General features: G+C 72.4%; 27 protein-coding genes. 15 read left to right on the top strand and 12 right to left on the bottom strand.

Translation table 11 applies throughout. The features are described 5' to 3' along the window. Nucleotides 1-126: 126 nt before the first annotated feature. The gene (locus tag M1P99_RS25375) at nt 127-2,013 is read right to left on the bottom strand and encodes an ABC transporter ATP-binding protein (RefSeq protein WP_304455097.1); all 1,887 of its coding nucleotides are present in this window, start codon (nt 2,011-2,013) and stop codon (nt 127-129) included. Between the two features lie 63 nt (nt 2,014-2,076). Further along, nucleotides 2,077-2,991, bottom strand: coding sequence for a DMT family transporter (locus M1P99_RS25370; RefSeq protein ID WP_304455096.1), 915 nt, complete (start codon nt 2,989-2,991; stop codon nt 2,077-2,079). Nucleotides 2,992-3,060: 69 nt separating this feature from the next. On the opposite strand from M1P99_RS25370, the gene M1P99_RS25365 reads away from it, so the two are divergent. Both M1P99_RS25365 and M1P99_RS25360 read left to right on the top strand, forming a co-directional pair. Continuing rightward, a complete protein-coding gene (locus M1P99_RS25365; protein WP_304455095.1) occupies nt 3,061-3,915 on the top strand; it encodes a LysR family transcriptional regulator in 855 nt (284 codons plus the stop codon). Between the two features lie 346 nt (nt 3,916-4,261). Then, on the top strand, nt 4,262-4,828 hold the full coding sequence (locus tag M1P99_RS25360) for a GNAT family N-acetyltransferase (protein WP_304455094.1): 567 nt from the start codon (nt 4,262-4,264) through the stop codon (nt 4,826-4,828). A 23-nt stretch (nt 4,829-4,851) separates the two neighbouring features. Here the strand turns inward: M1P99_RS25360 and M1P99_RS25355 are convergent, their stop codons facing one another. Continuing rightward, nucleotides 4,852-5,259, bottom strand: coding sequence for a MarR family winged helix-turn-helix transcriptional regulator (locus tag M1P99_RS25355; protein ID WP_304455093.1), 408 nt, complete (start codon nt 5,257-5,259; stop codon nt 4,852-4,854). Between the two features lie 110 nt (nt 5,260-5,369). Here M1P99_RS25355 and M1P99_RS25350 point away from each other — a divergent pair, with 110 nt between their 5' ends. Both M1P99_RS25350 and M1P99_RS25345 read left to right on the top strand, forming a co-directional pair. Then, the gene (locus M1P99_RS25350) at nt 5,370-5,630 is read left to right on the top strand and encodes a hypothetical protein (RefSeq protein WP_304455092.1); all 261 of its coding nucleotides are present in this window, start codon (nt 5,370-5,372) and stop codon (nt 5,628-5,630) included. A 9-nt stretch (nt 5,631-5,639) separates the two neighbouring features. Next, nucleotides 5,640-5,876 carry a hypothetical protein gene (locus tag M1P99_RS25345; RefSeq protein WP_304455091.1) on the top strand — a complete coding sequence of 79 codons (237 nt, stop codon included), beginning with the start codon at nt 5,640-5,642 and terminating at the stop codon, nt 5,874-5,876. On the opposite strand, the gene M1P99_RS25340 is transcribed toward M1P99_RS25345, so the two are convergent. Next, entirely contained in the window at nt 5,877-6,482 is a 606-nt protein-coding gene (locus tag M1P99_RS25340; protein WP_304455090.1) for a helix-turn-helix domain-containing protein, read from the bottom strand. It abuts the gene before it with no gap. A 79-nt stretch (nt 6,483-6,561) separates the two neighbouring features. Between M1P99_RS25340 and M1P99_RS25335 the strand changes: the two genes are divergently transcribed. Together M1P99_RS25335 and M1P99_RS25330 are read left to right on the top strand one after the other, a co-directional pair. Next, nucleotides 6,562-7,581, top strand: a complete 1,020-nt coding sequence (locus M1P99_RS25335) for an NAD(P)/FAD-dependent oxidoreductase (RefSeq protein ID WP_304455089.1) — start codon at nt 6,562-6,564, stop codon at nt 7,579-7,581. Nucleotides 7,582-7,601: 20 nt separating this feature from the next. After that, entirely contained in the window at nt 7,602-8,237 is a 636-nt protein-coding gene (locus M1P99_RS25330) for a bifunctional 2-polyprenyl-6-hydroxyphenol methylase/3-demethylubiquinol 3-O-methyltransferase UbiG (protein WP_304455088.1), read from the top strand. Nucleotides 8,238-8,274: 37 nt separating this feature from the next. On the opposite strand, the gene M1P99_RS25325 is transcribed toward M1P99_RS25330, so the two are convergent. Together M1P99_RS25325 and M1P99_RS25320 are read right to left on the bottom strand one after the other, a co-directional pair. Further along, the gene (locus M1P99_RS25325; protein ID WP_304455087.1) at nt 8,275-9,072 is read right to left on the bottom strand and encodes a class I SAM-dependent methyltransferase; all 798 of its coding nucleotides are present in this window, start codon (nt 9,070-9,072) and stop codon (nt 8,275-8,277) included. A gap of 216 nt (nt 9,073-9,288) precedes the next feature. Next, nucleotides 9,289-10,014, bottom strand: coding sequence for a (2Fe-2S)-binding protein (locus M1P99_RS25320; RefSeq protein WP_304455086.1), 726 nt, complete (start codon nt 10,012-10,014; stop codon nt 9,289-9,291). 199 nt (nt 10,015-10,213) lie between these two features. Between M1P99_RS25320 and M1P99_RS25315 the strand changes: the two genes are divergently transcribed. Genes M1P99_RS25315 through M1P99_RS25305 form a run of 3 tightly spaced genes read left to right on the top strand, consistent with a single transcriptional unit; the run spans nt 10,214 to nt 13,238 of the window. After that, nucleotides 10,214-11,527: a sensor histidine kinase gene (locus tag M1P99_RS25315; protein ID WP_304455828.1), complete on the top strand. Its 1,314-nt coding sequence runs from the start codon at nt 10,214-10,216 to the stop codon at nt 11,525-11,527. After that, complete coding sequence (locus M1P99_RS25310) at nt 11,515-12,225, top strand: response regulator transcription factor (protein ID WP_304455085.1); 711 nt, start codon at nt 11,515-11,517, stop codon at nt 12,223-12,225. The genes M1P99_RS25315 and M1P99_RS25310 overlap by 13 nt, the downstream gene beginning before the upstream one ends. 44 nt (nt 12,226-12,269) lie before the next feature. Further along, a complete protein-coding gene (locus M1P99_RS25305; protein WP_304455084.1) occupies nt 12,270-13,238 on the top strand; it encodes a DUF4097 family beta strand repeat-containing protein in 969 nt (322 codons plus the stop codon). A 272-nt stretch (nt 13,239-13,510) separates the two neighbouring features. On the opposite strand, the gene M1P99_RS25300 is transcribed toward M1P99_RS25305, so the two are convergent. Further along, complete coding sequence (locus M1P99_RS25300; protein ID WP_304455083.1) at nt 13,511-13,894, bottom strand: hypothetical protein; 384 nt, start codon at nt 13,892-13,894, stop codon at nt 13,511-13,513. Between the two features lie 128 nt (nt 13,895-14,022). Between M1P99_RS25300 and M1P99_RS25295 the strand changes: the two genes are divergently transcribed. Beyond that, on the top strand, nt 14,023-15,039 hold the full coding sequence (locus tag M1P99_RS25295) for a Gfo/Idh/MocA family protein (protein WP_304455082.1): 1,017 nt from the start codon (nt 14,023-14,025) through the stop codon (nt 15,037-15,039). On the opposite strand, the gene M1P99_RS25290 is transcribed toward M1P99_RS25295, so the two are convergent. The 3 genes from M1P99_RS25290 to ddaH form a co-directional block, all read right to left on the bottom strand. Continuing rightward, entirely contained in the window at nt 15,017-15,937 is a 921-nt protein-coding gene (locus tag M1P99_RS25290; protein ID WP_304455081.1) for a GNAT family N-acetyltransferase, read from the bottom strand. The genes M1P99_RS25295 and M1P99_RS25290 overlap by 23 nt on opposite strands. Nucleotides 15,938-16,183: 246 nt before the next feature. Further along, a complete protein-coding gene (locus tag M1P99_RS25285; RefSeq protein WP_304455080.1) occupies nt 16,184-17,143 on the bottom strand; it encodes a YafY family protein in 960 nt (319 codons plus the stop codon). Nucleotides 17,144-17,307: 164 nt separating this feature from the next. Beyond that, nucleotides 17,308-18,099, bottom strand: a complete 792-nt coding sequence (gene ddaH / locus M1P99_RS25280) for a dimethylargininase (protein WP_304455079.1) — start codon at nt 18,097-18,099, stop codon at nt 17,308-17,310. 122 nt (nt 18,100-18,221) lie between these two features. Between ddaH and M1P99_RS25275 the strand changes: the two genes are divergently transcribed. The 4 genes from M1P99_RS25275 (at nt 18,222) to M1P99_RS25260 (ending at nt 22,088) form a co-directional block, all read left to right on the top strand. Continuing rightward, entirely contained in the window at nt 18,222-19,361 is a 1,140-nt protein-coding gene (locus M1P99_RS25275; protein ID WP_304455078.1) for an FAD-binding oxidoreductase, read from the top strand. Nucleotides 19,362-19,477: 116 nt separating this feature from the next. Beyond that, nucleotides 19,478-20,350 carry a siderophore-interacting protein gene (locus M1P99_RS25270; RefSeq protein ID WP_304455077.1) on the top strand — a complete coding sequence of 291 codons (873 nt, stop codon included), beginning with the start codon at nt 19,478-19,480 and terminating at the stop codon, nt 20,348-20,350. Nucleotides 20,351-20,542: 192 nt separating this feature from the next. Then, nucleotides 20,543-21,751 carry a cation:proton antiporter gene (locus tag M1P99_RS25265; RefSeq protein ID WP_304455076.1) on the top strand — a complete coding sequence of 403 codons (1,209 nt, stop codon included), beginning with the start codon at nt 20,543-20,545 and terminating at the stop codon, nt 21,749-21,751. A gap of 43 nt (nt 21,752-21,794) precedes the next feature. Then, the gene (locus M1P99_RS25260; RefSeq protein ID WP_304455075.1) at nt 21,795-22,088 is read left to right on the top strand and encodes a YiaA/YiaB family inner membrane protein; all 294 of its coding nucleotides are present in this window, start codon (nt 21,795-21,797) and stop codon (nt 22,086-22,088) included. Nucleotides 22,089-22,151: 63 nt separating this feature from the next. On the opposite strand, the gene bioB is transcribed toward M1P99_RS25260, so the two are convergent. Continuing rightward, nucleotides 22,152-23,213, bottom strand: a complete 1,062-nt coding sequence (gene bioB / locus M1P99_RS25255) for a biotin synthase BioB (protein WP_304455074.1) — start codon at nt 23,211-23,213, stop codon at nt 22,152-22,154. A 346-nt stretch (nt 23,214-23,559) separates the two neighbouring features. Here bioB and M1P99_RS25250 point away from each other — a divergent pair, with 346 nt between their 5' ends. Continuing rightward, the gene (locus tag M1P99_RS25250; protein WP_304455827.1) at nt 23,560-24,924 is read left to right on the top strand and encodes a sugar porter family MFS transporter; all 1,365 of its coding nucleotides are present in this window, start codon (nt 23,560-23,562) and stop codon (nt 24,922-24,924) included. Between the two features lie 10 nt (nt 24,925-24,934). Here the strand turns inward: M1P99_RS25250 and M1P99_RS25245 are convergent, their stop codons facing one another. Next, the gene (locus tag M1P99_RS25245) at nt 24,935-25,180 is read right to left on the bottom strand and encodes an SHOCT domain-containing protein (protein ID WP_304455073.1); all 246 of its coding nucleotides are present in this window, start codon (nt 25,178-25,180) and stop codon (nt 24,935-24,937) included. Between the last annotated feature and the right edge of the window lie 137 nt (nt 25,181-25,317).

The following is a 25,317-nucleotide window of genomic DNA, read 5'->3' as shown; positions in this document are numbered from 1 at the left end:
GCGCGGCGGCGCCGGGAACGAACATGGTCGACCGCCAGCATGCCACCGGTCGACCCGAAAGCGCCGCAGGCCCCCACACGGCCGTCCCCCCGGTGTGGCGCCACCAGGGGGACGGGGATCGTGGGATCAGCTCACGGTGACGGGCTCGGGGTCGCCGGTGGCGAACTGGGTCCGGTACAGCTGCGCGTAGCGGCCGTCCCGGGCGAGCAGCTCTGTGTGCGTGCCGCGCTCGACGATCCGTCCGGCCTCGACCACGAGGATGGCGTCGGCGGCGCGGACCGTGGACAGCCGGTGGGCGATGACCAGGGCCGTGCGCCCGTGCAGGGCCTCGGTGAGTGCGGCCTGGACCGCGGCCTCGGAAGTGGAGTCCAGTGCGGAGGTCGCCTCGTCGAGGATGACCACCTCGGGGCCGGTGATCAGCAGGCGGGCGATGGTCAGCCGCTGGCGTTCGCCGCCGGAGAAGCGGTAGCCGCGCTCGCCGACGACGGTGTCCAGGCCGTCGGGCAGGGCGGCGACGAGCTCCTCCAGGCGGGCGCGGCTCAGGGCGTCCCAGATCTCGTCGTCGCCGGCGTCGGGGCGGCCCAGGCTCAGGTTGGCGCGGATGCTCTCGTGGAAGAGGTGGCCGTCCTGGGTGACCATGCCCAGGGTCGCGCGGATGGAGTCGAAGTTCAGGTCGCGCACGTCCAGGCCGCCCAGGCGCACGGTTCCGGCGTCGACGTCGTACAGGCGGGGGGCCAGTTGGGCGATGGTGGACTTGCCCGCGCCGGAGGATCCGACCAGCGCGACGGTCTGGCCGGGTTCGACGCGGAAGGACACGTCGCGCAGGACGGGGCCGTGGTCGGCTGTGTCCAGGGTGGCGACCTCCTCCAGGGAGGCGAGGGAGACCCTGTCGGCGGTGGGGTAGGAGAAGTCCACGTGCTCGAATTCCAGGGCGGCGGGGCCCTCGGGCACGGAGCGCGCGCCGGGCCTTTCGTCCACGAGCGGTTCGAGGTCCAGGACCTCGAAGACCCGGCTGAAGCTGACCAGGGCGCTCATCACCTCGACGCGGGCTCCGGCCAGGGCGGTCAGGGGTGCGTACAGGCGGGTCAGGAGCATACCCATGGACACGACGGTGCCCGCGTCGAGCTGTCCGCGCAGCGCGTAGAAGCCGCCCAAGCCGTAGACCAGGGCCAGGGCGAGCGCGGAGACCAGGGTCAGGGCGGTGAAGAAGACCTCTTGGACCATCGCGGTGCGCACGCCGATGTCGCGGACGCGGTCGGCCCGGCGGGCGAACTCGGCGGACTCCTCCTGGGGGCGGCCGAAGAGCTTGACCAGGGTGGCGCCGGGGGCGGAGAAGCGCTCGGTCATCTGGGTGCCCATGGCGGCGTTGTGGACGGTGCGTTCGCGTTCGATCTTGGCGAGCCGGGCGCCCATGCGGCGGGCGGGCAGGACGAAGACGGGCAGGAGGAGGAGCGCCAAGAGGGTGACCTGCCAGGACAGCGCGATCATGACGGCCAGGGCCAGGACGAGGGTGACCAGGTTGCTGATCACGCCGGAGAGCACGTCGCTGAAGGCGCGCTGGGCGCCGATGACGTCGTTGTTGAGGCGGCTGACCAGGGCGCCGGTCCGGGTACGGGTGAAGAAGGCGACCGGCATGCGCTGGACGTGGTCGTAGACGGTGGTGCGCAGGTCCAGGATGAGGCCCTCGCCGACACGGGCCGAGAGCCACCGGATGAGGAGGCCGAGTCCGGCCTCGGCGACGGCCACGGCGGCGATGAGACCGGCCAGGAGGAGGACGGGGCGCAGCGCACCACCGTCGATGATGGTGTTGACGACCCGCCCGGCCAGGAGCGGGGAGGCCACGGCCAGGACGGCACTCGCCACGCTCAGTGCCAAGAACCAGACCAGGGGGCGTGCGTGGGGTCGGGCGAAGGCGGCGATCCGCCGAAGGACGGGGAGGGAGAAGGGGCGCTGGTCCTCCCGGGCGTGCATCGCGTGGTAGATGGAGTTCCACGCGGCCATTTCCATGCTCATGTTCGACCACCGGACGGGTTGGGGCTGTTGCCGAGAACCCTAGAACCTCAACCAATATTGAGGTCAATCGGTGGAACGGCGGCCCGCGTCCCGGCCCGGCGCCGGAGCGCTCGCGGCCCTGGTCCGGCGCGGTGCCGCGGAGAGCACGCTGACCGCATTGGCCCCCACGATGGCCGCCACCGCCAGCCACTCGACCGCGGCCAACACCTGACCCAGGACCACCAGCCCCACCAGTGAGGCCAGAACGGGGTGCACGCTCATGAACAGGCCGAAGAACCGCGCCGGGACGCGGCGCAGCGCCAGCAGGTCGACCAGGAAGGGCACCGCCGAGGAGAGCACGCCGGCCGCGGCGGCACAGGCCAGCGCGTCCGCGGTCGGAGGGTGGTGGACGAACACCACGGCGCCGATCGGTACGAACAGCAGACCGGAGACGAGCGCGGCCGCCGCCGAGCCCTCCACCCCCGGCAGCCGCCGCCCGACCGCCCGGTTCAGCAGAATGTAGGCCGCCCAGCACACCGCGGCCGTCAGGCCCAGGGCGATCCCGATGTGGTCGGTGGTGGGCTGGGGGCGCATCAGCACGGCCACGGCCCCGGCCGCCGACAGCGCGCACAGCAGGTCGGTCGACCGGCGGGAGGCCGCCAGGGCGACCGCCAGCGGCCCCAGGAACTCCAGGGTCACCGCCAACCCCAGGCCGATGCGGTCGATCGACAGGTAAAGCGTGAGGTTCATCGTCGCGAACACGGCCGCCAGTCCCAGGACCGGCCACCACTGGGCCCGGGTGAACGACGCCAGGCGCGGCCGTCCCACCGAGCACAGCACGATCGCCGCGACCCACTGGCGTACCGCGACCACTCCGGTCGGACCGATCACCCCGAAGGCCAGCGCGCCGGTGGCGGCGCCGACCTGGTTGGACAGTCCACCGACCAGCATCAGTGCCACGGCGGTCGGGCGGCTCGAACGTCGTGTCGAAGTCTCCATGTCAGCGAGCATGCGCCCCGCACTCGGATGCGCAAAATGCATACTTGCGCCCATCCATACGCTGGAGTCATGGATATCGAGCTACGCCACCTGCGCTGCCTGGTCGCCGTCGTGGACGCGGGCACCTTCACCGACGCCGCGCTCGACCTCGGTGTCTCCCAGGCGGCGGTCTCGCGCAACGTGGCGGCCCTGGAGCGGGTCCTGGGCGTGCGCCTGCTGCACCGCACCAGCCGGGAGGTCTCCCCGACCACGGCGGGTGTGCAGGTCCTGGCCCGTGCCCGGCACCTGTTGGCCGGGGTCGACGATCTCGTGCGCGAGGCGGTCACCGGACACACCCGGCTGCGCATGGGACACGCGTGGTCGGCGATGGGGCGCCACACCGCCCGGTTCCAGCGCCGGTGGGCCGAGCGCTACCCCGACATCGACCTGCAACTGGTCCGCACCAACTCCCCGACCGGGGGGCTGGTCGAGGGTCTGTGCGACGTCGCGGTCGTGCGTGCCCCGGTGGACGACCGCCGGCTGGAGGGGGCCATCGTCGGCCACGAGAGGCGTTACTGTGCTCTGGCCGCCGACGACCCCTGGGCCCGGCGGCGCTCGCTGACCCTGGCGCACGTCGCCGAGCGGGTCCTGCTGGTCGACCGCCGTACCGGGACGACCACCCTGGACCTGTGGCCCGAGGGCGAACGCCCTGCGGTGGAGCACACCGGGGACATCGACGACTGGCTGTCCGCGATCACGGCGGGGCGCGGTGTGGGCATGACGCCGGAGAGCACGGTCACGCAGTACAGGCGCGACGGTGTCGTCTTCCGCCTGGTGCGCGACGCCCCCTCCGTTCCGGTGCGCCTGCTGTGGCGGCGGCACGATCCCCATCCGGACACCCACGGGGCGGTCGCCCTGCTCACCGAGCTGTACCGGGGGCGCTGACGCGGGCCGGAGCCCCAGACCACACCGGGCACGCGCGGCGGGCTCGGTGGACTCGGCGAGCCCGGCCAGGACCGCGGCGAAGGAGACCACGGCCAGGGGGCAGCCCAACAGCACGTAGCGGGTCTCGACGGCGACGCGGGTGAACGGGGTGTCGGTCGTGTCCATGGCACCGAAACGACGCTCGCGGGACCCGAAAGTCGGGGCCGTACACACGAGGAGCGGGGGTGGAGCCAGCACCACTGCGAACCGGAACCCGCGGCACGGGGCTGGGGCGGCCCGCCGCGCACGGACGCCTCCGGTGTGGCCGATACTGGATCGCGACACACCGACGGCGCAGGAGGACAGCGTGACGAACAGCCACCACGACCAGCACAGGCCGGCTCCGGCCTACCGCGATGCCACCCCCGCCGACGTTCCCGCTCTGGTGGACCTGGTCAACTCCTGCTATCGCGGCGACTCCTCCAAGCAGGGCTGGACGACCGAGGCGGACCTGCTCGACGGCCAGCGCGTGGACGCCGACGGCATGGGCGCACTGCTGGACCGCTCGGACACCCGGCTGCTGGTCGCCGAGGCCGACGGTGACCTCGTGGCCTGCTGTGAGCTGCGCCGCGACGGGGAGGACGCCTACTTCGGCATGTTCTCGGTCCGCCCCGGACGACAGGGCGGGGGCCTGGGCAGGATCGTGCTCGCCGAGGCCGAGCGGTCCGCCGTGGCCGACTGGGGCAGCCGGCGCATGCGGATGATGGTGATCCGCCAGCGCACCGAGCTCATCGCCTGGTACGAGCGGCGCGGCTACAAGGCCACCGGCAACACCGAGCCCTTCCCCTACGGCGATGAGGCCTTCGGCCTGCCCAAGCGCTCCGACCTGGAGTTCGTCGAACTGGTCAAGGACCTGCCGGTCGGTGGTGCCTGAGCGCCTCCCCGCCCGACGGGAGATCAGCCCTGCTCGAGGTTGGCCGCCATCCGCTCCAGGACGTCGACGGTGGCCCGGTACTCCTCGGCGCTGATGCCCTGGGCCAGGCGGCGGCGCGCGCCCTGCACCTTCTCGAACAGCACGTCGTGCGCGGCCTCGCCCTGGGCCGACAGGGACAGGGCGACCAGGCCGTCGATCCAGCCTCGCCCGCGCAGTTCGTCCACGACCGGGGCGACCGAGGGTTCGTCCTCCTCCAGGAAGGCGGCCAGCCTGCGGTCCAGGTCGGCGACCGTGCCCGGTTCGGAGTGCAGGGAGTTGAGCACCTGCCAGTGACGCCGTCCCAGGTCCTCGGCGGCCAGGGTGCGGTCGAGGTCGTTCTCGATGAGCCGGTCCAGGTGTTTGAGCCAGTAGCCGATCGGCAGGTCGGACAAGGTACCTCCAGCGGGAACGGCGGTATCCGCACGGTAGTCGACGATATCCCCGCGCGGGTCGGCCCGCCAGGGACACGCGCGGTGTCGTGGCCACCGGCTAGTGTGCCCGCATGCCCCCTTCGTCCACTGGCGCGACGCCGCCGGGCCTGCGTTTCGTGCGCGGCGACGCCACCAGTCCACAGGCCGCCGGACCCAAGGTCATCGCCCACGTGTGCAACAACCGCGGCGGCTGGGGCAAGGGCTTCGTCCTGGCCCCGTCCAGGCGCTGGCCCGAGCCCGAGCGCGACTACCGGGCCTGGCACCGCCGACGGGCCGCGAACGACTTCGGCCTGGGCGCGGTGCGCCTGGTCCAGGTCGGGCCCGACGTGTGAGTGGCGAACATGGTGGCCCAGCACGGCACTCGGCCCGGCAGCGGCGGCCCGCCCGTACGCTACGAGGCGATCGCCGCCTGCCTGCGCGCCCTGGCCCCGCGGGTTCTGGAACTGGGGGCCACCGTGCACATGCCCCGGATCGGCTGCGGGTTGGCGGGCGGGAAGTGGGAGCGGGTCCAGCCCCTCATCGAGGCCGAACTGCTGGCCCGCCGGATCCGGGTGACCGTCTACGACGCGGGCGCCTGACTAGGGTGCCTCTCCGGACGAGCGCTTGGCCCTGGGCCGGGCGCGCAGGTGGGCGCGCTCGCCCTGGCGGCCGAACAGGCTGAGGACCTCGACCGAGTCCTCGTCGACGGTACCGAACCAGTGGGGCACGCGGGTGTCGAACTCGGCCGCCTCGCCCGGGCCGAGCACCAGGTCGTGCTCGCCCAGGATGACCCGCAGGCGCCCGTTGAGGACGTAGAGCCACTCGTAGCCCTCATGGGTCTGGAGATCGGGTTCGGAACGGGCGCCCCCGCCCGGCAGGACCACCTTGTAGGCCTGGATACCGCCCGCCCGACGGGTCAGCGGGATCATCGTCATGCCGTTGTTCGTGACCGGGCGCAGGTGCACGCGCGGGTCGCCCGTGGGCGGGGCGTCCACGAGTTCGTCGAGTGAGACGCCGTGCGCCTTGGCCAGGGGGAGCAGGAGTTCCAGCGTGGGGCGCCGGTCACCGGTCTCCAGGCGGGACAGTGTGCTCACCGAGATGCCGGTCGCCGCGGACAGGTCGGTCAGGGTGGTCTCGCGCTGTCGCCGCAGGGTCCGCAGCCGGGGTCCGACACTGTCGAGGGCCCGATCGAGTTCGTGGTCCATGCACCCACTTTGCCAGACCGGCAAGAAGGTTTGTTGGTCTTCGGGGCAGGGCCGCAGAGTGGTCGCGGAGGTGGTCGAGATGACCGATCGTCTGGAAGACGACTACGACGTGGTGGTGGTCGGCGGCGGTGCCGCCGGCTTGAACGGGGCCCTGATGCTGGCCCGGTCGCGCCGTTCGGTGGTGGTGATCGACGCGGGAGCCCCGCGCAACGCCCCGGCCGGGGGTGTCCACGGACTGCTGGCCCTGGACGGCACTCCGCCCGCGGAACTGCTCGAACGCGGCCGGGCGGAGGTACGCGGCTACGGGGGGCACGTGGTGAGCGGCGAGGTCGCCTCCGCGGCACGGGAGGGGGCCGGGTTCTCCGTGGCACTGGCCGACGGACGCGCGGTGCGCACGCGGCGGCTGCTGGTGACGACGGGGCTGGTCGACGATCTGCCGTCCGTGCCCGGGCTCGGGGAGTTGTGGGGAGCCGACGTCCTGCACTGCCCGTACTGCCACGGATGGGAGGTGCGGGACCAGGCCGTCGGCGTGCTCGCCACGGGTCCGATGTCGGTGCACCAGGCGCTGCTCTTCCGCCAGCTCAGCGATGACGTCGTGTACTTCACCCACACCGCGGAGCCGCTGAGCGCGGAGGACGCGCGGAAGCTGGCCGCGCGGGGCATCGCCGTGGTGCCCGGCGGGGTCGCCGCGCTGGAGACCAAGGAGGGGCGCCTGTCGGGGGTCCGTCTGGACGACGGCACGGTGGTCGGACGCCAGGCCCTGGCGGTGGCGCCGCGGATGGTGGCCCGGACGGGCTTCCTGTCCGAGCTGGGGCTGCGCCCGAGCGCGCACCCCTCGGGCATGGGCGAGCACATCGCCGTCGACGCCGGCGGTGCCACGGACGTGCCCGGTGTGTGGGCGGCGGGCAACGTCACCGACCTGTCCGCACAGGTGGGCGCCTCGGCGTCGGCGGGCGCCCTCGCCGGGGCCCGGATCAACGCGGACCTGGTCGCCGAGGAGGTCGAGCGCGCGGTCGCGGTGTACGAGGACCCGTTCTCACCCGCGTCGGAGTCGAGGGTGAGCGAGCGGGTCCTGGGCGATCGGCGCCACGGACGGTGAAGCGCGGAGAGGGGATCGAGATGCCCGAGGAGTTCAGCCGCGCCTACTGGGAGCAGCGCTACCAGGGTCACGGCCACGGCCATGTCTCCCAGGGGAGGCCGCCCAACCCGCAGTTGGTGGCCGAGACGGGGGAGCTCGCCCCCGGCACGGCCTTGGACGCGGGGGCGGGAGAAGGGGCCGAGGCCGTTTGGCTGGCCTCCCACGGCTGGCGTGTGACCGCGGTGGACATCGCCGCGGGCGCACTGGAGCGTGCGCGCCGCAACGCAGCGCATCTGGACGGCGACGTCACCGACCGGATCGACTGGGTCCAGGCCGACCTGACGGAGTGGACGCCGCAGGAGCGGTTCGACCTGGTGTGCACGCACTACGCGCACCCGCAGGGTCCGCCTCAGGAGCTGTACCGCCGGCTGGGATCGCTGGTCGTGCCGGGCGGAACACTGGTGGTGGTCGGCCACCATCCGTCGGACCGGCACTCCGAGGCCCCGCACGCCGGGGTGACCGGCGCCCACGTCACGGCCGAGGAGATGGCGGACGCGCTGGACCCGGAGGAGTGGGAGGTGGTCACCGCCGCGGCCAGGCCGCGCACGGTCACCGTCGCGGACGGACGGGAGATCGCCATGCGCGACGCCGTCCTGCGCGCCCGTAGGCGCGGCTGAACCCGTGGGGCCTCCCCGCACAGGAGGCCCCACCCCCTCAGAGGCGGCACACGACCGCGCCGCGCGGTACCGCGAACACACCGTCGGGGTCGTTGCTCCAGGTGGTCCACCCGGCCGAGATGCGCTCCAGGTCCTCGCGGGTGGCGAAGCCCTCGGCGACGGCCTGGCGGCCCATGTCCGACTCCAGGATGCGCTTGGCCCACATCTGCCCCCACCAGGCCCGGCGGTCCGGAGCGGAGTGGCTCCACACCTCCAACGTGTAGGTCACGTCGGTGAAACCGGCCTGGCGGGCCCAGGCGACCATGCGGCGGCCGGCGTCGGGCTCCCCGCCGTTGGCACGGGCGACCCTCTGGTACAGGTCCATCCACTCCTGGATCTCCGGCAGCAGCGGGTACCAGTACATGGCCGAGTAGTCGCTGTCGCAGGCGGCGACGATCCCGCCGGGGGCCGCGACCCTGCGCATCTCGGTCAGCGCCCGCACCGGATCGGCCACGTGCTGCAGGACCTGGTGGGCGTGCACGATGTCGAAGGTGTCGTCGGGCAGGTCCAGGTCGTGCACGTCGGCGACCCGGAAGTCGATGGCGCCGTTGCCCGCCTGCCGGGCGGTCTCGCGGGCCAGCTCGACGGCCTCGGGGGAGGCGTCCACCGCCGTGACGGGGCCGGGGGCCACACGGGCGGCCAGGTCGGCGGTGATACTGCCGGGGCCGCAGCCCACATCGAGCAGGGAACGGCCGGGCACCATCTCGTCCAGCACGTAGGCGGCGGAGTTCTCCGCGTTGCGCCAGCGGTAGGAATCGGTCACCGATCGGTGCTGGCCGTGCGTGTACCGGGACATGGGGTCCGTCCTCGTCGTTGGGGGTCGCGTCTTCCGACGTCTGCGACGATACACCCTTGTCTCTCTTTCTGAGATTCGATTCTCATAATGTGAGACGCATTCTCGCCGTGCCGGACGCTGCGCCCCGGCCCCCGGATCCGTCCGGCGAGGGTGTCCACGGATGACCGAGAGAACGGGCTGTCGGCCGGACCAAGGGGTCGGCGCCCGGTGCCCCGCTCAGTCCCGCAGAGCGCAGTCGCCGCACAGGCCGCCACCGGGCAACCGGTAGTACAGGCAGCACGTGGTGCGCCGGAACACCGCGAGCCCTTCGGCGTCCACGCCCCGGTAGCCGGCGGTGCCCGCCAGGGCGGGCCGGGAGAGCAGGTCGCGGGCCACCGACTCGGCGGCCGCCCGTACCCCGGGGCGGGCCGAACCCAGGGCTCGGACCGCCCCGGCCAGCGCCGCGGCCGCGTTCCCCCACAGCAGTCCCGGTGCCACCCGTCCGGCCTCGGCCAGTGCCTCCGCCACGCGGGCCGCCGCCCCCGTGACCACGCTCTCCTGGATCCAGTCCGCCACACCCGCCGCGCCCCCGCTCACACGCGCGGCCCTCCGCTGCCCGGTCGAGAGCTCGGCCCCGTCCGTGCGCCAGTCGAAGGCGCGCGCGTCGACCAGGACGCCGTGGCACAGCCCGGCGGCCAGCACCGGCGACAGCAGCCGGGTGACCAGACCCTGGTGGAACAGCGAGGCGGCCACCCGCCACTCGACAACGGCGGGATCACCGCCCGCCACCCGGGCCAGGCGTCCGCGCACGTCCGCCACCCGCCTGCCCGCCTCCTCCGCGGTGCAACCGTCCACCGGGCGCCACCCGGGCTCCCCGGCCCGGGTGGCCACCACGTGGAAGAACGGGTTGATCCGGCCCACATCGTCCAGGACCGGCCGCACCGGCACTCCCGCCGCCTCCATGGCCGCCACCTCCCTCGTTCCCGCACGCCAGGACCCGGTAGTGCTCGCACCACCACGACTTCTCGTGTTGATGGCCTCGTTCCGCGGGGCCGAGAAATCCTAGATTGGACGCGTGACCGAACAGAACACCGGAGACGGCGTGCGGGGCGCGGGGGGAAGGTTCCTCCCGCGGCTCGTCTCCGGCCTGCCCCGGGTGACCATGGACCATGGTCCCACGTGGAAGGCGCGCTCGATCGAGGTGCTGCACCTCATGACCTCCCTGGCCCTGGCACTGTTCTACCTGGTGCCGGGCCTCGTCCTGGTGGTGTCGGCGACGTGGGTCGGCCTCACGATCGTCACGCCCTGGCAGGAGGTCACGCCCGCCCGAGAGTGGTACGAGCTCCTGGTGGACGCGGTCGTCTTCGTCATCCTCCTGCCGCCGCTGGCCACCCTGTTGGCCAGGCTGGGCTGCACGGTGCAGCGCAGACGGCTGGGCACGGTGTTCGGCATCGTGGAGAGCGGCGCACCCGACCCCCTGGCCGACGACACCCCGCTGCTGCGCGCCTGGCGGTTCGTGTTCGGCCGCGACGCCTGGTCCATGGTCGCCTACACCACGATCGCGGGCCTGCACGGCCTCCTGGCCGGCGGCCTGGTCGTGGTGCTGGTCGTGTGCGGTGCGGCGTCCGCCGCCGCGGCCCTGTTCGGCATCGCGTTCGTCCTCCTCCTGGGCAGCCCGGCCGACCTCGCCGGCCCGCTGGGCCTGGTCGTGGCTGGCGTGCTCGCCGCCCTGGTGGGGCTGCGCCTGACGCCGTACCTGGTCGCCACCGAGGTCCTGCTCCACCGGGTGCTGCTGTTCGACGCGCCCGAGGTACGCGTGCGCCGCCGCCTGATGCACCTCCAGAGCAGCCGGCTGCGGATGGTCGACGCCGCCGAGGCCGAGCGCACCCGAATCGAGCGCGACCTCCACGACGGCGCACAACAGCGCCTGCTGGCCCTGTCCATGACGTTGACCCGGGCCCGCGCACGCGTGGCCTCCGACCCCGACCGGGCACTGGAGCTGATCACCGAGGCGCAGCAGGAGTCCAAGGAGGTCATGGACGAACTGCGCCAGGTCGCACGCGGCCTGCACCCCCGGGTCCTGACCGACCACGGGCTGGCCTCGGCCCTGCCGGTGGCGGCCGGGCGCGCACCCGTCCCCGTGCGGGTCGACATCGACCTGCAGGAGCGGCCCTCCCCGCGCGCCGAGGCCGTCGCCTACTACGCCGTGTGCGAGGCGCTCAACAACGTCGCCAAGCACGCGCGGGCCGAAGAGGTGACCGTCGCCGTCGAGCGGGTGCGCGGTTCCGCCCGCGGGAGCCGTGACCTGCTGCGCCTCACCGTCACCGACGACGGTGTGGGCGGCGCCGACCCCGAGACGGGCACCGGCCTGTACGGGCTGTGGGACCGTCTCGACGCCGTCGACGGCACCCTGAGGGTCCATAGCCCGGCGGGCGGCGGAACCGTCCTGACCGCAGACATCCCATGGGAGGCATGACCGTGCACAGCGTGTCGAGCACGCAGGAGGACGCGGCCGGACCGCGCGTCATCATCGCCGAGGACTCGGTCCTGCTGCGCAGCGGCATGGCGCGGCTGCTGGAGGACTCGGGGGTCGAGATCGTCGACCAGGTCGGCGACGCCGACGCCCTGCTGAAGTCCGTGGAGGAGCACCCCGACGTCGACCTGTGCCTGGTCGACATCCGGATGCCGCCCACGTTCTCCGAGGAGGGCATCCAGGCGGGCGTGCGGATCCGCCGGGAGCACCCCGAGGTGGCCGTCCTGCTGCTGTCCCAGCACGTGGTGAGCCGCTACGCCGCCGAACTGCTGGGCGGGGGGTCCACGAAGGTCGGCTACCTGCTCAAGGACCGCGTGGCCGACATCGACGAGTTCCTGGCCGTGCTCAAGCGGGTGGCCGGAGGCGGCGCCGCGATCGACCCCGAGGTGGTCACGCAGCTGCTCAGCCGCCGCCGCGACAGCGCCCTGGAGCGGCTCTCGCCCCGCGAGGCCGAAGTCCTGGAGGTCATGGCCGAAGGGCTGAACAACGCGGGCATCGCGGCGCGGCTCACGGTCACCGAACGGGCCGTGGAGAAGCACATCCGCTCCATCTTCACCAAGCTCGACCTCGGCCAGGACGACCACGACCACCGCAGGGTCCAGGCGGTCCTGCGCTATCTGCGCGGCTCCGACCAGCCGTGACCGACGACCAGTCAGGAGGCGCGAGCCTTCGGGAGAGGAACGACGTGACTTTCAAGGCACGGGGCCTGTACGCCTCGTCGAGCAAGGAGCCCCGCCGCTCGCGCGTGGGGCTGTGGCTGGTCCTGGGGCTGGTCCTCGTGGCCGCCGTGGGCGTGATGACGGCCGTCTCGGTCCTGGGCCGGGTGGGCCTGGACCGCGGGAGCCAGGTCGAGACCTTCGACGCGCCCTCCGCGGTGGAGATCGAGAACGAGACCGACGGCGCGGTGGAGGTCACCGGCGGGGCCGGCCCGGAGATGGTCCTGGAACGGCAGATGCACGGCTCTCCCCTGAAGGAGCCCGTGGACGAGGTGGAGGAGGACGAGGGGAGGGTGAACGTGCAGGCCCACTGCGAGGGGGTCCCGTTCATCGGCCAGTGCGAGGTGGACTACACGATCGCGATCCCCGAGGGCACGGCCGTCTCCGTCGAGACCCGCAGCGGACCGATCACCGTCAGCAACGTCGACGGCGTACTCGACCTGTCCACCACCAGCGGGAACGTGAACGTGGACGGCAATGCCGGGGACGTGACGGTGGAGTCGACCGCCGGCGCGGTGGACCTGGCCGGTGTGGAGGGGGCGGTGGACGTCGAGACCACCAGCGGGTCCGTCACCGCCGAGGGCTCCGGCGCGAGCCTGGACGTGTCCACGGTCTCGGGCAGGCTCGACCTGTCGGAGTTCAGCGCGGACGTGGTCGAGGCCGAGTCCACGAGCGGCTCCGTGTCCGTGGGCGGGGGATTCACGACGGCGGAGGTGTCCACGACCTCGGGAAGCATCGCGGTCACCACCGAGGACGCCTTCGACCTGCTCTCCTTGGAGACCGTCAGCGGCAGCAGCGACGTGGAGGTCCCCGACGGCACGTACCGGATCACCGGCGAGTCCGTCTCCGGCGACCGCTCCCTCGGAGTGGACACCTCACCTGACGCGGCATCGCACATCGACGCGAACTCCGTCAGCGGTTCCCTCACGGTGGACTGACGGCCACCGTGGCGGGGCACTCGGATCCGAATCGCTGTGGGGCCGTCTCCGGACGGCCCCACACCGGTGTTCTCCAGATCCTCGCTGTGGGGCCGTCTCCGGACGGCCCCACACCGGTGTTCTCCAGATCCGCACGACGCCGGGCCGCAGGGGACCGGCGACGGGCTTCGTTCTCGCTGCGGTGCCATGGGCGATGGGTTCGCGGATGGACACTCGGGCGTGGCCGATCGGCCCCGGGCGGCGTCCCGGAACCCGCAGCCGCGGATCACGCTTCAGCCGCGCTCGAAGCGCAGTGCCGCCCAGTCCGAGTCGATCGGTACCTGGACGGTGCTGCGCCAGCCGGCGTCGACGAGCAGGTCCCAGCCCTTGTCCGCGGCCAGGTCGGTGATGATGGTGCCGCCGCGCTGGGGGTAGCAGATCCACAGACGGGTGCGCGGGCCCATGATCTCCCACACGCGAGGGGTCTCGCGGTCGACCGTCCCCCGGTCCAGGGCGAACAGGTGGATGTCGTCGTACTCGGCGCCCTCGATGGGGCCGAGGTCGATGTGGATGTCGGCCGGAGGGTCGAGCAGCCGCAGGTAGCGTTCGGGCGCGTTGAGGACGAGCAGCCGGTCGCCGGGCTGCACTCCCATTCTCTGGGCGAGCGTGTCCGACATTCCTCCTCCTTCGGTGACCCGCGCGTGCGGCATTCGCGTCTTCCCCGACACCGTACGGTCCAAGGGGCCGGAAACCGAGGACCGGGTCCGCCTCGACCCCGAGATGACCGTCTTTTTAGGATGCCTCCATGACACATGACAACGGTGGACCGCGCTGGGGCGTGCTCGGCACCGGCGGAATCGCCCACTCCTTCCTCGAAGGCCTGCGGGCCTCCTCCTCGTCGCGCGCCGTCGCGGTGGGTTCGCGGACCCTGGAACGGGCCGAGGAGTTCGCCGACGCCTGGGACGTGCCCGGCCGGTACGGCAGCTACGAGGAGCTGGCGCACAGCCCCGACGTGGACGTCGTCTACATCGCCACGCCCCACCCCTGGCACCAGGAGGCCGCACTGCTGTGCCTGAAGGCCGGCAAGCACGTGCTGGTCGAGAAGCCCATGGCGATGAACGCCCTCCAGGTGTCGCAGATGGTCGAGGCGGCCCGCGACAACGACCGCTTCCTCATGGAGGCGATGTGGACGCGCTACCTGCCGCTCTACCGGCGGGTGCGCGACCTGGTCGCCGACGGCGCCCTCGGCGAGGTGGGGTGGATCTCGGCCGAGTTCGGCTTCAACGCCCCCTACGACCCCGACCACCGGCTCTTCAACGCCGACCTCGGAGGCGGCGCGCTGCTGGACCTGGGCGTGTACCCGCTGGCGCTGGCCTCGCACTTCCTGGGCGAGCTGACCGTGGTGGGCGCCACCCGTGAGCTCTCGCCCGACCGGATGGTCGACGTCCAGACCACGGTGCTGCTGCGCGGACAGAACGGCGGCACCGCCAGTGTGTCGTGCGCCTCGCGCCGTACCCTGCCCAACCGGGCCGTGCTGGCCGGGTCTCGGGGGTGGATCGAGATGCCGACGTTCTGGGCCGGCACCGAGGCCGTCCTGCACCGCGACGGCCATGAACCCGAACCGCTGCACGAGCCGTTCCGCGCCAACGGCTACGAGTTCGAGGCCGACGAGGTCGCCCGCTGCCTGGCCGCCGGTGAACGGCAGAGCCCGGACATGCCCTGGGCGGAGAGCCTGCACCTGGCCCGGCTGATGGACCAGGTCCGCGACGTGGGAGGGCTGGTCTACAGCGCGCCCACCGTCAAGGCCGTCCCCCTGGGATGATCCCGCCCGCCCCGGCGCCGGTGGGCACGCTGCGGCGCACGCCGTCGTCGCGCGTCGCGATCCGGGGCCGCCCTCCCGACGGAGGGCGGCCCGCCGACCGCCGCCGTGCCAGTGCCCGGCCCACCAGGACCCGGGCCAGGGCGGGCACGCTGATCCGCGCCACCACGAGCAGGGCGTCCTTGGGGCCGATCTCGCGTTCGAAGTACGCGTCCAGACGCTCGTCCCCGCTGCGGGGCCGCACGCCGTAGATGTCGCCGTCGAACATGCGGTAGGCGTCGCGCACGAGCAGGGTGTCGGGGTCCAGGCGCGGCCCGTCGCCCAGCCACGCGGCCGCGTCCCCCGCCAGGCGTCGGATCCGAACGGGGAGGGGCCGGTCGCGGTGCGGGTGGACGCGGTTCCGCCCCAGTCCGTCGCGCCAGGCCGAGTAGACGGCGGGGTGGCGGGTGCGCAGCACCACGTAGGTGGGGGAGAGCGGGTGTGTGAGGACCTCCCGGGACAGGAAGTGGCTCATGAGGGCGGCGGAGAGGCCGAAGCGTCGGTGGGCGGGGACGACACCGGCGGCGTCCAGGTACAGGGCGCGGCGGCCGGCGAAACGGCGGCGGTGGTAGCCGCCCCAGCCCACGGGAGCGCCGTCGGGGCCCAGGATGAGGGCCAGTGTGGAGATCTGGTCGAAGAAGCCCGCGTCGACACGGCCGCGCCAGTAGCCGGAGTGGTCGGCGGCGAAGGCGCGGGCGGCCAGGTCGCGCAGGATGTGGTGGAGGCGGTCGCGGCAGCCGGGGGCCAGATCGGCGGGGGAGTCCCACCGGGCGAGGCGGTACCCGGCGCAGAGGTCACTGATGACGGGGGGAGAACTGAGATCGTGCAGGTCCGGGTACTGGAGTCGGGTCGGGCTGGGCACGTGCACACCAACTAACGTCACTCTTTGGAACTGAATGACTCCCCAACGTAGCGCCTCGCGTGGCCCATGGAGTGGACTTCGCCCGAACGGAGGGGCCCGGTGGCTGCTCCCGTCGTCCACGCGTACGGGCTGGATCCGGCGAAGAAGTGCCACGTGCCGACCGGTATCCACCACGGCCGCCTCAAGATCGAGCGGCCCCGCCCCATCGGCACCGACCCCACCGAGGCCCGGCTGCGGATCCGTACGTCAGTCGCCCTCGGCGGCGCGCTGGAAGCGGGTGGACAGGCGGGCCATGTGCTCGCGCAGCTCCCCGGGCTCCTCGACCTCCATGTCCATGTCGAGCATGCCCAGGTAGCAGGCCATGTAGAACAGGGAGTCCCCGGCGCACAGCAGCACGCACGAGTGCTCGTCGACCGGCTCGACGCGCCCGTAGCCCGACCCGATCCTGCGCTGGGCCTCCCGCGCGGGCACGAACAGCCGCACCCGCGCCCTGTGCGGCCACATGTGCACGTTCATCCGCTCGGCCAGGTACGTCGCCACCCCCTGTTCGGGCGGGTCGCGGGGAGGCACGCGCGGACCCGTGAGCGCGAGCGGCTCCATCCGGTCCACGCGGAAGGTCCGCCAGTCGTCGCGGGCGGTGTCCCACGCCACCAGGTACCAGCGCCGGCCCCGTGCGACGAGCCGGTGCGGTTCCACGATCCGGCGGGAGGCGGTGCCGTCTGAGCTCTCGTAGTCGAAGCGCAGGACCTCGCTGTCCCGGCAGGCCGAGGCGACCAGGGTCAGGGTGTCGGAGTCGACCGTGGGCCCGCCGCTGGGCATGGGGACCGTGAACGATCCCACGGCGTCCACGCGGCGGCGCAGTCGCGAGGGAAGCACCTGCAGGAGCTTGGCCAGGGCGCGCACGGAGGTCTCCTCGATCCCCGACACCCCGCCCTGCGCGGCCGTGCGCAGGCCCACGGCGACCGCGACGGCCTCCTCGTCGTCCAGGAGCAGCGGGGGCAGGGTGGCCCCCGCCCCCAGCTGGTAGCCGCCCCCGGTGCCCATCGTGGCCCGGATGGGGTAGCCGAGTTCGCGCAGCCGGTCCACGTCGCGGCGCACGGTGCGCGGGCTGACCTCCAGCCGGTCGGAGAGCTCGGCCCCGGGCCAGTCCTTCCGGGTCTGGAGCAGGGACAACAGGCGCAGCAGGCGTGCCGAGGTCGCTTTCATGCACCGCAGTCTGACAGGGGTGGAGGACAGCCAGTGTCCTTCACCCGCGCAGGAGTGCGACGGCGGCGCCGACCTGCTGGTGGCGGACGTGCGCGAGTTCCTCGCGGAACTGCGTCGGGGACCTGATCCGTCGGGGCCGCCGCCGAGAGCGGCCCCGACGGCGCTCAGCCGCGGTCGCCGAGGTCGGGGACCAGCACGCTCAGGCAGGTCACGCACGCCTCCAGCTTCTCGAACTCGGAGATGTCCACCGGCAGCACGCGCCAGTGCTCGGCGGTGAGTTCGTGGATGGTCCCGGGCGCGGACGCGCTGACCAGGACGTCCCGTCCGCCCAGCGGGAGCACGTGGGCGCCGCCCTCCTCCGGCGCCCGGCGCATCGGTGGCAGCACGCCGCTGTCCACCAGCTCCGGAAGGCCGATCAGGGTGCCGTCGGGCAGCGCGGTCACCGCCGACTTCAGATGCAGGACCTCGCGCAGGGCGACCCGCTCCACCTTGCGGCCCAGCGGGGCCAGGAGCGCTTCGAGCTGGTCGGCGCCCGCGGCGTTGGTGCGACCGCCGAGGCCCACGTAGACGGACGCGCCCACCTGGAGCACGTCGCCGCCCTCCAGAGTGCCCGGTGCGGTGACGTGCTCCACCCGCAGGCCCAGGGCACGGGCGGCCGCCTCCGCCCCGGCGACTTCCCCGCGCCGCTCGCCGGCCCCGGGCCGGGTCACGACCGCCAGGCCCTCGCACACCACCAGGGTGTCCTCCACGAACACCGCGTCGGGGTGCTCGGGCGCCGGATCCACCTCGTACACCCGCCAACCGGCCGAGGCGACCGTCTCCTGGTAGATCGCGTACTGCCGTGCGGCCAGCACGGGATCGACCGGGGACCGGGGGATGTGGGTCACGATGCCCTGGTCCAGAGCGGGGCCGGGCCGACGCATCAGCGCGACCCCGTAGTAGGTGTATCCGTCCACGCGACCTCCAGGGGCGGGGTGTGGGAAGTGCACAACGTATCGCCACTCCCTACCCGGTTCCCGGTTACGGCACGCGGGTCGTCCGGCTTGTTCCCGGGGCCCGGCCGGGGCAGGGTGGTGGCATGGACGTGATCGTGGTCGGCGGCGGGATCGTAGGGGTGAGCGCGGCGTTCCACCTGGCGCGCAAGGGCGTGTCCACGGCGCTGGTGGACGCGTCGCACACCGGCCAGGCCACCGGAGCCGGGACGGGAGTCGTCTTCCCCTGGCCCTTGCCGTGGGACGCGCCGCCGGTGTGGGACTTCAAGGCGCGGGCGGCCGAGCACTACCCGCGCCTGATGGCCGAGCTCGCCGAGGACGGCCAGGCCCCCGGCTATGAGGTGGTCGGCGGGATGTCGGTGGACCGGGAGGGCGACGACGCCGGGTACGACCTGATGAGCACCTTGGCCGAGCGCCCGGAGTTCGCGACGATGGGCCGGGTGGAGCGCCTGGCGCCGGGGGAGCCGCGCGTGCGCTTCCCGCTGGTTCCGGAACCCTACGGCGGTGTGTACATCGAGGGGATGGCCCGCCTGAACGGCCGTTCGGCCAGGGCCGCCCTGTTCAACGCGGCCGAGGAGCGCGGCCTGCGCTACTACAAGGGCGACGCGCGCCTGGTGTGGAACGGGCACCGGGTGACGGGCGTACACGTGGGAGCGGAGGAGCTGGAGGCGCCGGTGGTGGTCGTGGCGGCCGGCGCCTGGTCGGCGCGCCTGCTGGCCGTGGCCGGGGTGGAGTTGCCGGTCTTCCCGGTGCGCGGGCAGATGACGCACTTCGCCCTGCCCGGCACGGACACCCGTGCCTGGCCGGTGGTGCGCTTCGGTGAGCGCGGCTACTTCGTGTCCGCGTTCGGACCGGACCGGGTCGTCACGGGCGGCACGGTGGAACCGGACGCGGGGTTCGACCGTCGGGTGACCGCGTCGGGCCTGCTGCACAACCTCGCGACCGCGGTGGAGGTCCTGCCCGGCCTGAGCGAGGCCACCGTGGTGGAGACCCGGGTGGGATTCCGTCCGGGCACGCACGACGGACAGCAGTTGCTGGGCACCGTCGACCGGCTACCGGGTGTGGTGGTGGCCACCGGGCTGGGATCGGAAGGGCTGACGTTCGGCCCCTACCAGGGGCTCGTGGCGGCCCGGCTGGCACTGGGGGAGGACGTGGGACTGGACCTGGCCCTGTTCCGCCCGGACCGCCCGGGGAAGGAATCCGCCCTTTCCGCAGGGAAAATGTAATGTAGATCACGCCACAATTCGCCTGATCCGATTTGACATTTCCGCGAAGTTGCTTGCTAGAACTCTAGTTCTGCCCTTGAGAACACGTGGCAGGACTTCTATAATGAGGAGTTTTGGTGAGCCAGGAACTGCCGGTCCGCTACCTTCGCGTGGCTTCCTCACACCGGATCACACCGCGCATGGTGCGCGTGACCTTCACGGGAGACGGCCTGGGCGGAGCCGCGCTGTCGGGCCCCGACCGCCAGGTGAAGCTCTACTTCCCACGACCGGGCCAGGAGCGCCCGGTCCTGCCCCGCCCCGACGGCGACGTCATGCGCTGGTACGAGGCCTACAACGCCATCCCCGAGGACGAGCGCCCCTGGATGCGCAGCTTCACTGTCCGGGGCCACGACCCCGCGCGGGGCACGCTCGACATCGACTTCGTCGTGCACGGTGACTCCGGCCCCGCCACCCGGTGGGCCCAGGACGTGCGCCCCGGCGCGGTCCTGGGCATGTTCGGCCCCTCGGACATGTTCGCCGTCCCCGTCGACCTCCACGGGCCCGACCACGTGGTCCTGCTCGGCGACGAGAGTGCGCTCCCGGCCATCGGCACCCTGTTGGAGGCCCTCCCCGAGGACACCGCCGCCACCGCGGTCGTCGAGATCGCCGACGCGGCGGAGGAACAGCCCCTGCCCGATCCCGAGCGCGTGGACCTGCGCTGGGTGCACCGCGGGGGAGCCCCGCACGGGCAGCGGCTGCTGGAGGAGGTCCGCGCCGCCGACCTGCCGACGGAGCGCGTGGGGGTGTGGATCGGCGGTGAGGCGGGGATGGTTCGCGGCCTGCGCCGCCACATGGTCGGGGAACGGGGCATCGGCAAGGCCGCCATCGACTTCACCGGGTACTGGCGCCGGGCACTGACCCAGGACGACGCGCCCACCCCGGAGGACATGGCCGACGCCCAGGAACTGCTCACCCGCGCCGGGTCGGACGGCGGCGCCCGGCAGGCGTAGGCCCTCACCCGGGGCGGGCCGCACGGGTGCGCCCCGCCGGGCCGTCCCGGGTGAGCGGGGTCGTGGACGCAAGCGCGGGCTGCGGCGCCAGGGCGTCCGCGACCCGTGCCGGGCGAGGCTCCACCGCGCCACACCGCCCATCGGTCATGATCACCATGTGCGGCAGGGAGCCGCTGAGAAGGGCGGGAACGGGTGGAGCAGGAGCTCTCGGCGAGTCTGACGACACTGCTGCTGGTGCTCGTGGCCGCGGTGGTGGCACCGCTGGTCGCGGACGCGGCGGCGCGGTGGGTGATCCTGCCCGGCGTGGTACTGGAGATCGGCCTGGGCATCGTGTTGGGGCCCTCCGGCACCGGACTGGTGCAGGAGAACGACATCATCACCGCGACGTCGAGCATGGGCCTGGCCCTGCTGATGTTCATGGCCGGATACGAGATCGACCCGGCACGCGTGTCGGGCGGGCCTCTCAAACGGGCGGCCGGCGCGTGGCTGTGCTCCCTGGCCCTGGGACTGGCGGTGGCCTGGCTGTTGGTCGACGGGACGCAGACCGTCCTGCTGATCGGTCTGGCCATGACCACGACCGCGCTGGGGACCATCCTGCCGATCGTGCGCGACTCCGGTGTGCTGGGCACACCGCTCGGCGACCGGGTCCTGGCCGCCGGAACCGTCGGCGAGTTCGCACCGATCGTGGTGATCGCCCTGCTGCTCAGCGGATACCGACCGCTGACCGGCTCGCTCCTGCTCCTGGCGTTCTTCGCGGTCGCCGGCTTCGCCGCCTGGCGTATGGGGGCGCGCACCTACCCGCGACTCCAGCGGCTCGTGCGGGCCACGCTGGGGACCAGCGCCCAGGTGGCGGTCCGCCTGTGCCTGCTGGTCGTGGTCTTCATGCTCTGGGTGGCGTCGATCCTGGGCCTGGACACGGTGCTGGGCGCCTTCGCCGCGGGCATGATCGTGCGCCTGATGCTGGCCAACAACCATCCGGGGGAGGCCGAGGAGGTCGAGAAACGGCTGACCGCGGTGTCCTACGGATTCTTCATCCCGGTGTTCTTCGTGGTCACCGGGGTGCGCTTCGACCTGGACGCCCTGCTGTCCGAGGTGGGGGCGATCCTGACCGTTCCGCTGTTCCTGGTGCTGTTCCTGCTCGTGCGCGGCCTGCCGGTCTGGCTGTTCTCGCGCGGCGGCCTCCCGGGCCGCCAAGGCCCGGCGCTCGCGCTCTTCTCCGCCACGGCGCTGCCGATCCTGGTCGTGCTCACCACCATCGGCACCCAGGCCGGGGACATGGACAGCGCGCACGCCGCGGCCCTGGTGGGCGCCGGCATGCTCTCGGTCCTGCTCTTCCCGCAGATCGCCCTGGCGCTGTCGGGGCGCGGACGGGTCGGGTCGACCCGGTCCGCAGTTGAGTAGGTGTACTCAGGCGCGCGGGGCCAGGACGGGCGAGGATGGGCCCATGAGCATCCCCACTCCCCAGACCCGGACCACCGCCCAGTACTTCCTGCAGTCGGTCCTCGCCTTCGCCGTCTCGACCATCGGCGTCGCCGTGGGCATCGTCTACCTCCCCGTCGACCTGTGGATGCGCGCCTTCCTCGGGATGAGCGTGCTGTTCGTGATCACCGCGACCTTCACGCTGGCCAAGTGCGTGCGCGACCGCCAGGAGGACGCTCTGGCCGCCGAACAGGCCCAGTACTACCAGCAGCTGCCCATCTGGAACGGTGCGGACCAGCAGCCCGCCCAGCGTTCGTGAACCGGCGCCGCCGCGCGTACCACGCGGCGGCGCGTCCCGGACGTGCGGGCGGCGCGTCGGCGGTCAGGCGTTGGGCGGAAGAGCGGTCCCAGCGCCCCGTCGGCGCGCTTTGAGCAGGTCGTGGCGCTCCTTGGGGAGCGTGGGCTCTCCCGCGCTCTGGATCTCGAACCCGGCGTCCTCGATCATCTCCCGGTCGGCGCTGCCCGCCTGGCCCTCACTGGTGAGGTAGTCGCCGAGGAAGAGCGAGTTGACCACGTGCAGGGCCAGGGGCTGCAGCGAGCGCAGGTGGATCTCGCGACCGCCCGCCAGGCGCACCTCCACGTCGGGAAAGACCAGCCGGGTGGCGGCCAGGATGCGCAGGCAGCGCTGCGGGGTCAGCTCCCAGGTGCCCTCCAGCGGCGTGCCGTCGAAGGGCATGAGGAAGTTGACGGGCACCGAGTCCGGTTCCAGATCGCGCAACGCGTACAGGGCGTCCACGAGGTCGTCATCGCTCTCCTTCATGCCCGCGATCAGACCCGAGCAGGGGGAGAGGCCGGCGTGCTTGGCCTGCTCCACGGTGTCCACCCGGTCGGCGAACTCGTGCGTGGTGCAGATGTCGGCGTAGCGTTCCTCGGAGGTGTTGAGGTTGTGGTTGTAGGCGTCGGCGCCCGCCTCGCGCAGCCGGTCCGCCTGTCCCTGGGAGAGCAGGCCCAGGCAGGCGCACACCTCCACTCCGGGGTGCTGCTCCTTGATGTCGGAGATGGTGGGCGCGAGCCGGTCCACGTCGCGGTTCGTGGGGCCGCGGCCGCTTGCGACCAGGCACACGCGCGAGGCGCCCGCCTCGACCCCCGCGGACACGGCCTTGGCCGTCTCGTCGGGCTTGAGCCAGGTGTACTTGACGATCTCCGCTTCGGAACCCAGGCGCTGTGAGCAGTAGAAGCAGTCCTCCGGGCAGAGCCCGCTCTTCATGTTCACCAGGTAGTTGAGTTTCACCCGGCGGCCGAAGTAGCGCAGCCGGACCTTGAACACGGCGGCGACCAGGTCCATCAGGTCGTCGTCCGAGCTGGAGAGGACTGCGAGGAGTTCGGCACGGGTGGGAAGCTGACGTCGCAGGGCCTTCTCGGCCAGGGGCTGGAATGTCGTCACGGTGATGATCCTGGCGGCAGAACCGATCGAGCACAGCCCTGCAACCCGCCAAAAATCGCGGCCCAACCCTTGTACGGGCCCGTTGTCGCGAGGGCCTCGCCGGGGGTCGGCCCGCGCGGCCGGCCGGTATGCGCAGGCCACTCGGCCGGCAAGGCCAGCGACGGGTCAACGATCGTTGTGGACTTGGCCCCGCGGGCGTTGCGCGGTGGGCCCTCGGCCCGCTTCCCCCGCACGCTGGAGCCGTGGCGCGCCCGCAGGTGCGTGCCCGGGAGGGGGCAGCAAGGTGAGCGACCCAGACAAGAAGGCGACGGGCTCCTCCGTCGAGGGGGAGGCCAACATCGTCCACGTGACGCTGATCGCCGCCGCCGCGGCGATGGGCGGCTTCCTCTTCGGCTACGACAGCGCCGTGATCAACGGCGCCGTGGACGCGATCCAGCAGCGGTTCGAGGTGGGACCGGCCACGCTCGGGTTCACGGTCGCCGCCGCACTGCTGGGCAGCGCCCTGGGCGCCGCCACCGCCGGCTCCCTGGCCGACCGGCTCGGCCGTATCCGCGTCATGCAGATCGCGGGTCTGCTGTTCGCGGTGAGCGCCATCGGCTCCGCGCTGCCGTTCTCGGTATGGGACCTGACGTTCTGGCGGGTCCTGGGCGGTGTGGCCATCGGTATGGCGTCGGTGATCGCGCCGACCTACATCGCCGAGGTCTCACCGGCGGCCTTCCGCGGGCGGCTGGCCGCGCTGCAACAGCTCGCGATCGTCCTCGGCATCGCCATGTCGCAGCTGGTCAACTACACCGTGGCCCAGAGCGCGGGCGGCAGTGCCCAGAACGGCATCGGCCCGCTCCAGGCCTGGCAGTGGATGCTCGGCATCGAGGTTCTGCCCGCGCTGCTCTACATCGGGTTGAGCCTGACCATCCCCGAGTCACCCCGGTTCCTGGTGCGGGTGGGGCGCACGGACCAGGCACGCCGCATCCTGGCGGAGGTGGAGGGCGGCGGCCGCGCCCACGTGGACCGGCGTATCGCCGAGATCCACGAAGCCCTGGGCACGGAACGGCGTCCGCGGCTGCGCGACCTGACGGGCCGCTTCGGTCTGCTGCCCATCGTGTGGATCGGCATGGCGATCTCCGCCTTCCAGCAGCTGGTCGGCATCAACGTGATCTTCTACTACTCCAGCTCGCTGTGGCAGTCCGTCGGCGTGGCCGAGAGCGACTCGCTGCTGCTGAGCCTGTTCACCTCCGTGGTCAACATCGTGGGCACGATCATCGCGATCGCCCTGGTGGACCGGATCGGTCGCAAGCCCCTGCTGCTGGTCGGATCGGCCGGAATGACCGTGTCCCTGGGCCTGACCGCCTACGCGTTCAGCAACGCCGTGGTGGTGGGCGACGAGGCATCCCTGTCGTTCGGTTGGGGCGTGGTGGCCCTGATCTCCGCCAGTTCGTTCGTGCTGTTCTTCGCCCTGTCGTGGGGTGTGGTGGTGTGGGTGCTGCTGGGTGAGATGTTCCCGCTGCGGATCCGTGCCGCCGCCATGGCCGTGGCCACCGCCACCCAGTGGATCACCAACTGGCTGATCACGGTGAGCTTCCCGAGCCTGCGCGACTGGAACCTGAGCGGGGCGTACACCTTGTACGCGATGTTCGCCCTGCTGTCGTTCTTCTTCGTGTGGCGATTCGTGCGCGAGACACGCGGCAAGACCCTGGAGGAGATGCAGGGCTGAACGCGCGGGCTCAGCGCTCCAGGTCGATCTTGCGTTGGAGGAACTCCTCGCGGTCGACCTCGCCCCGGGCGTATCTGAGCCTCAGCTCCTCTTGCGCCGCGTCCAGATCCGTTCCGGGCGCGCCGTCGTGCTGTGTGCGGAAGGGACGCGGGCGGTCCGGTTCCGACTGTCGGCCCGCGGATCCCGCCGCCAGGACGAGGAACAACGCCATCGTCACCATGAGGACCATCAAGAACGCGCCCATCGCTAATGCCATGACCAACTCCTGGTTCGGTGAAGGTGGAGCGCTTCTCCTTCAGTTGTACCCACCAGGCGGGCCCGCCGCCAGGGTGCGGCCGCGCCTGTGGACCGCGCCCCCGGCCGATCCGTCGGCGTCCCGGGCGCCGTAACCTG

The organism is Nocardiopsis sp. YSL2 (assembly GCF_030555055.1).
In the GTDB taxonomy this organism is placed as follows: domain Bacteria; phylum Actinomycetota; class Actinomycetes; order Streptosporangiales; family Streptosporangiaceae; genus Nocardiopsis.
Note: the sequence above shows the minus strand (reverse complement) of the source record. Positions and strands in the feature narration are given on the sequence as shown.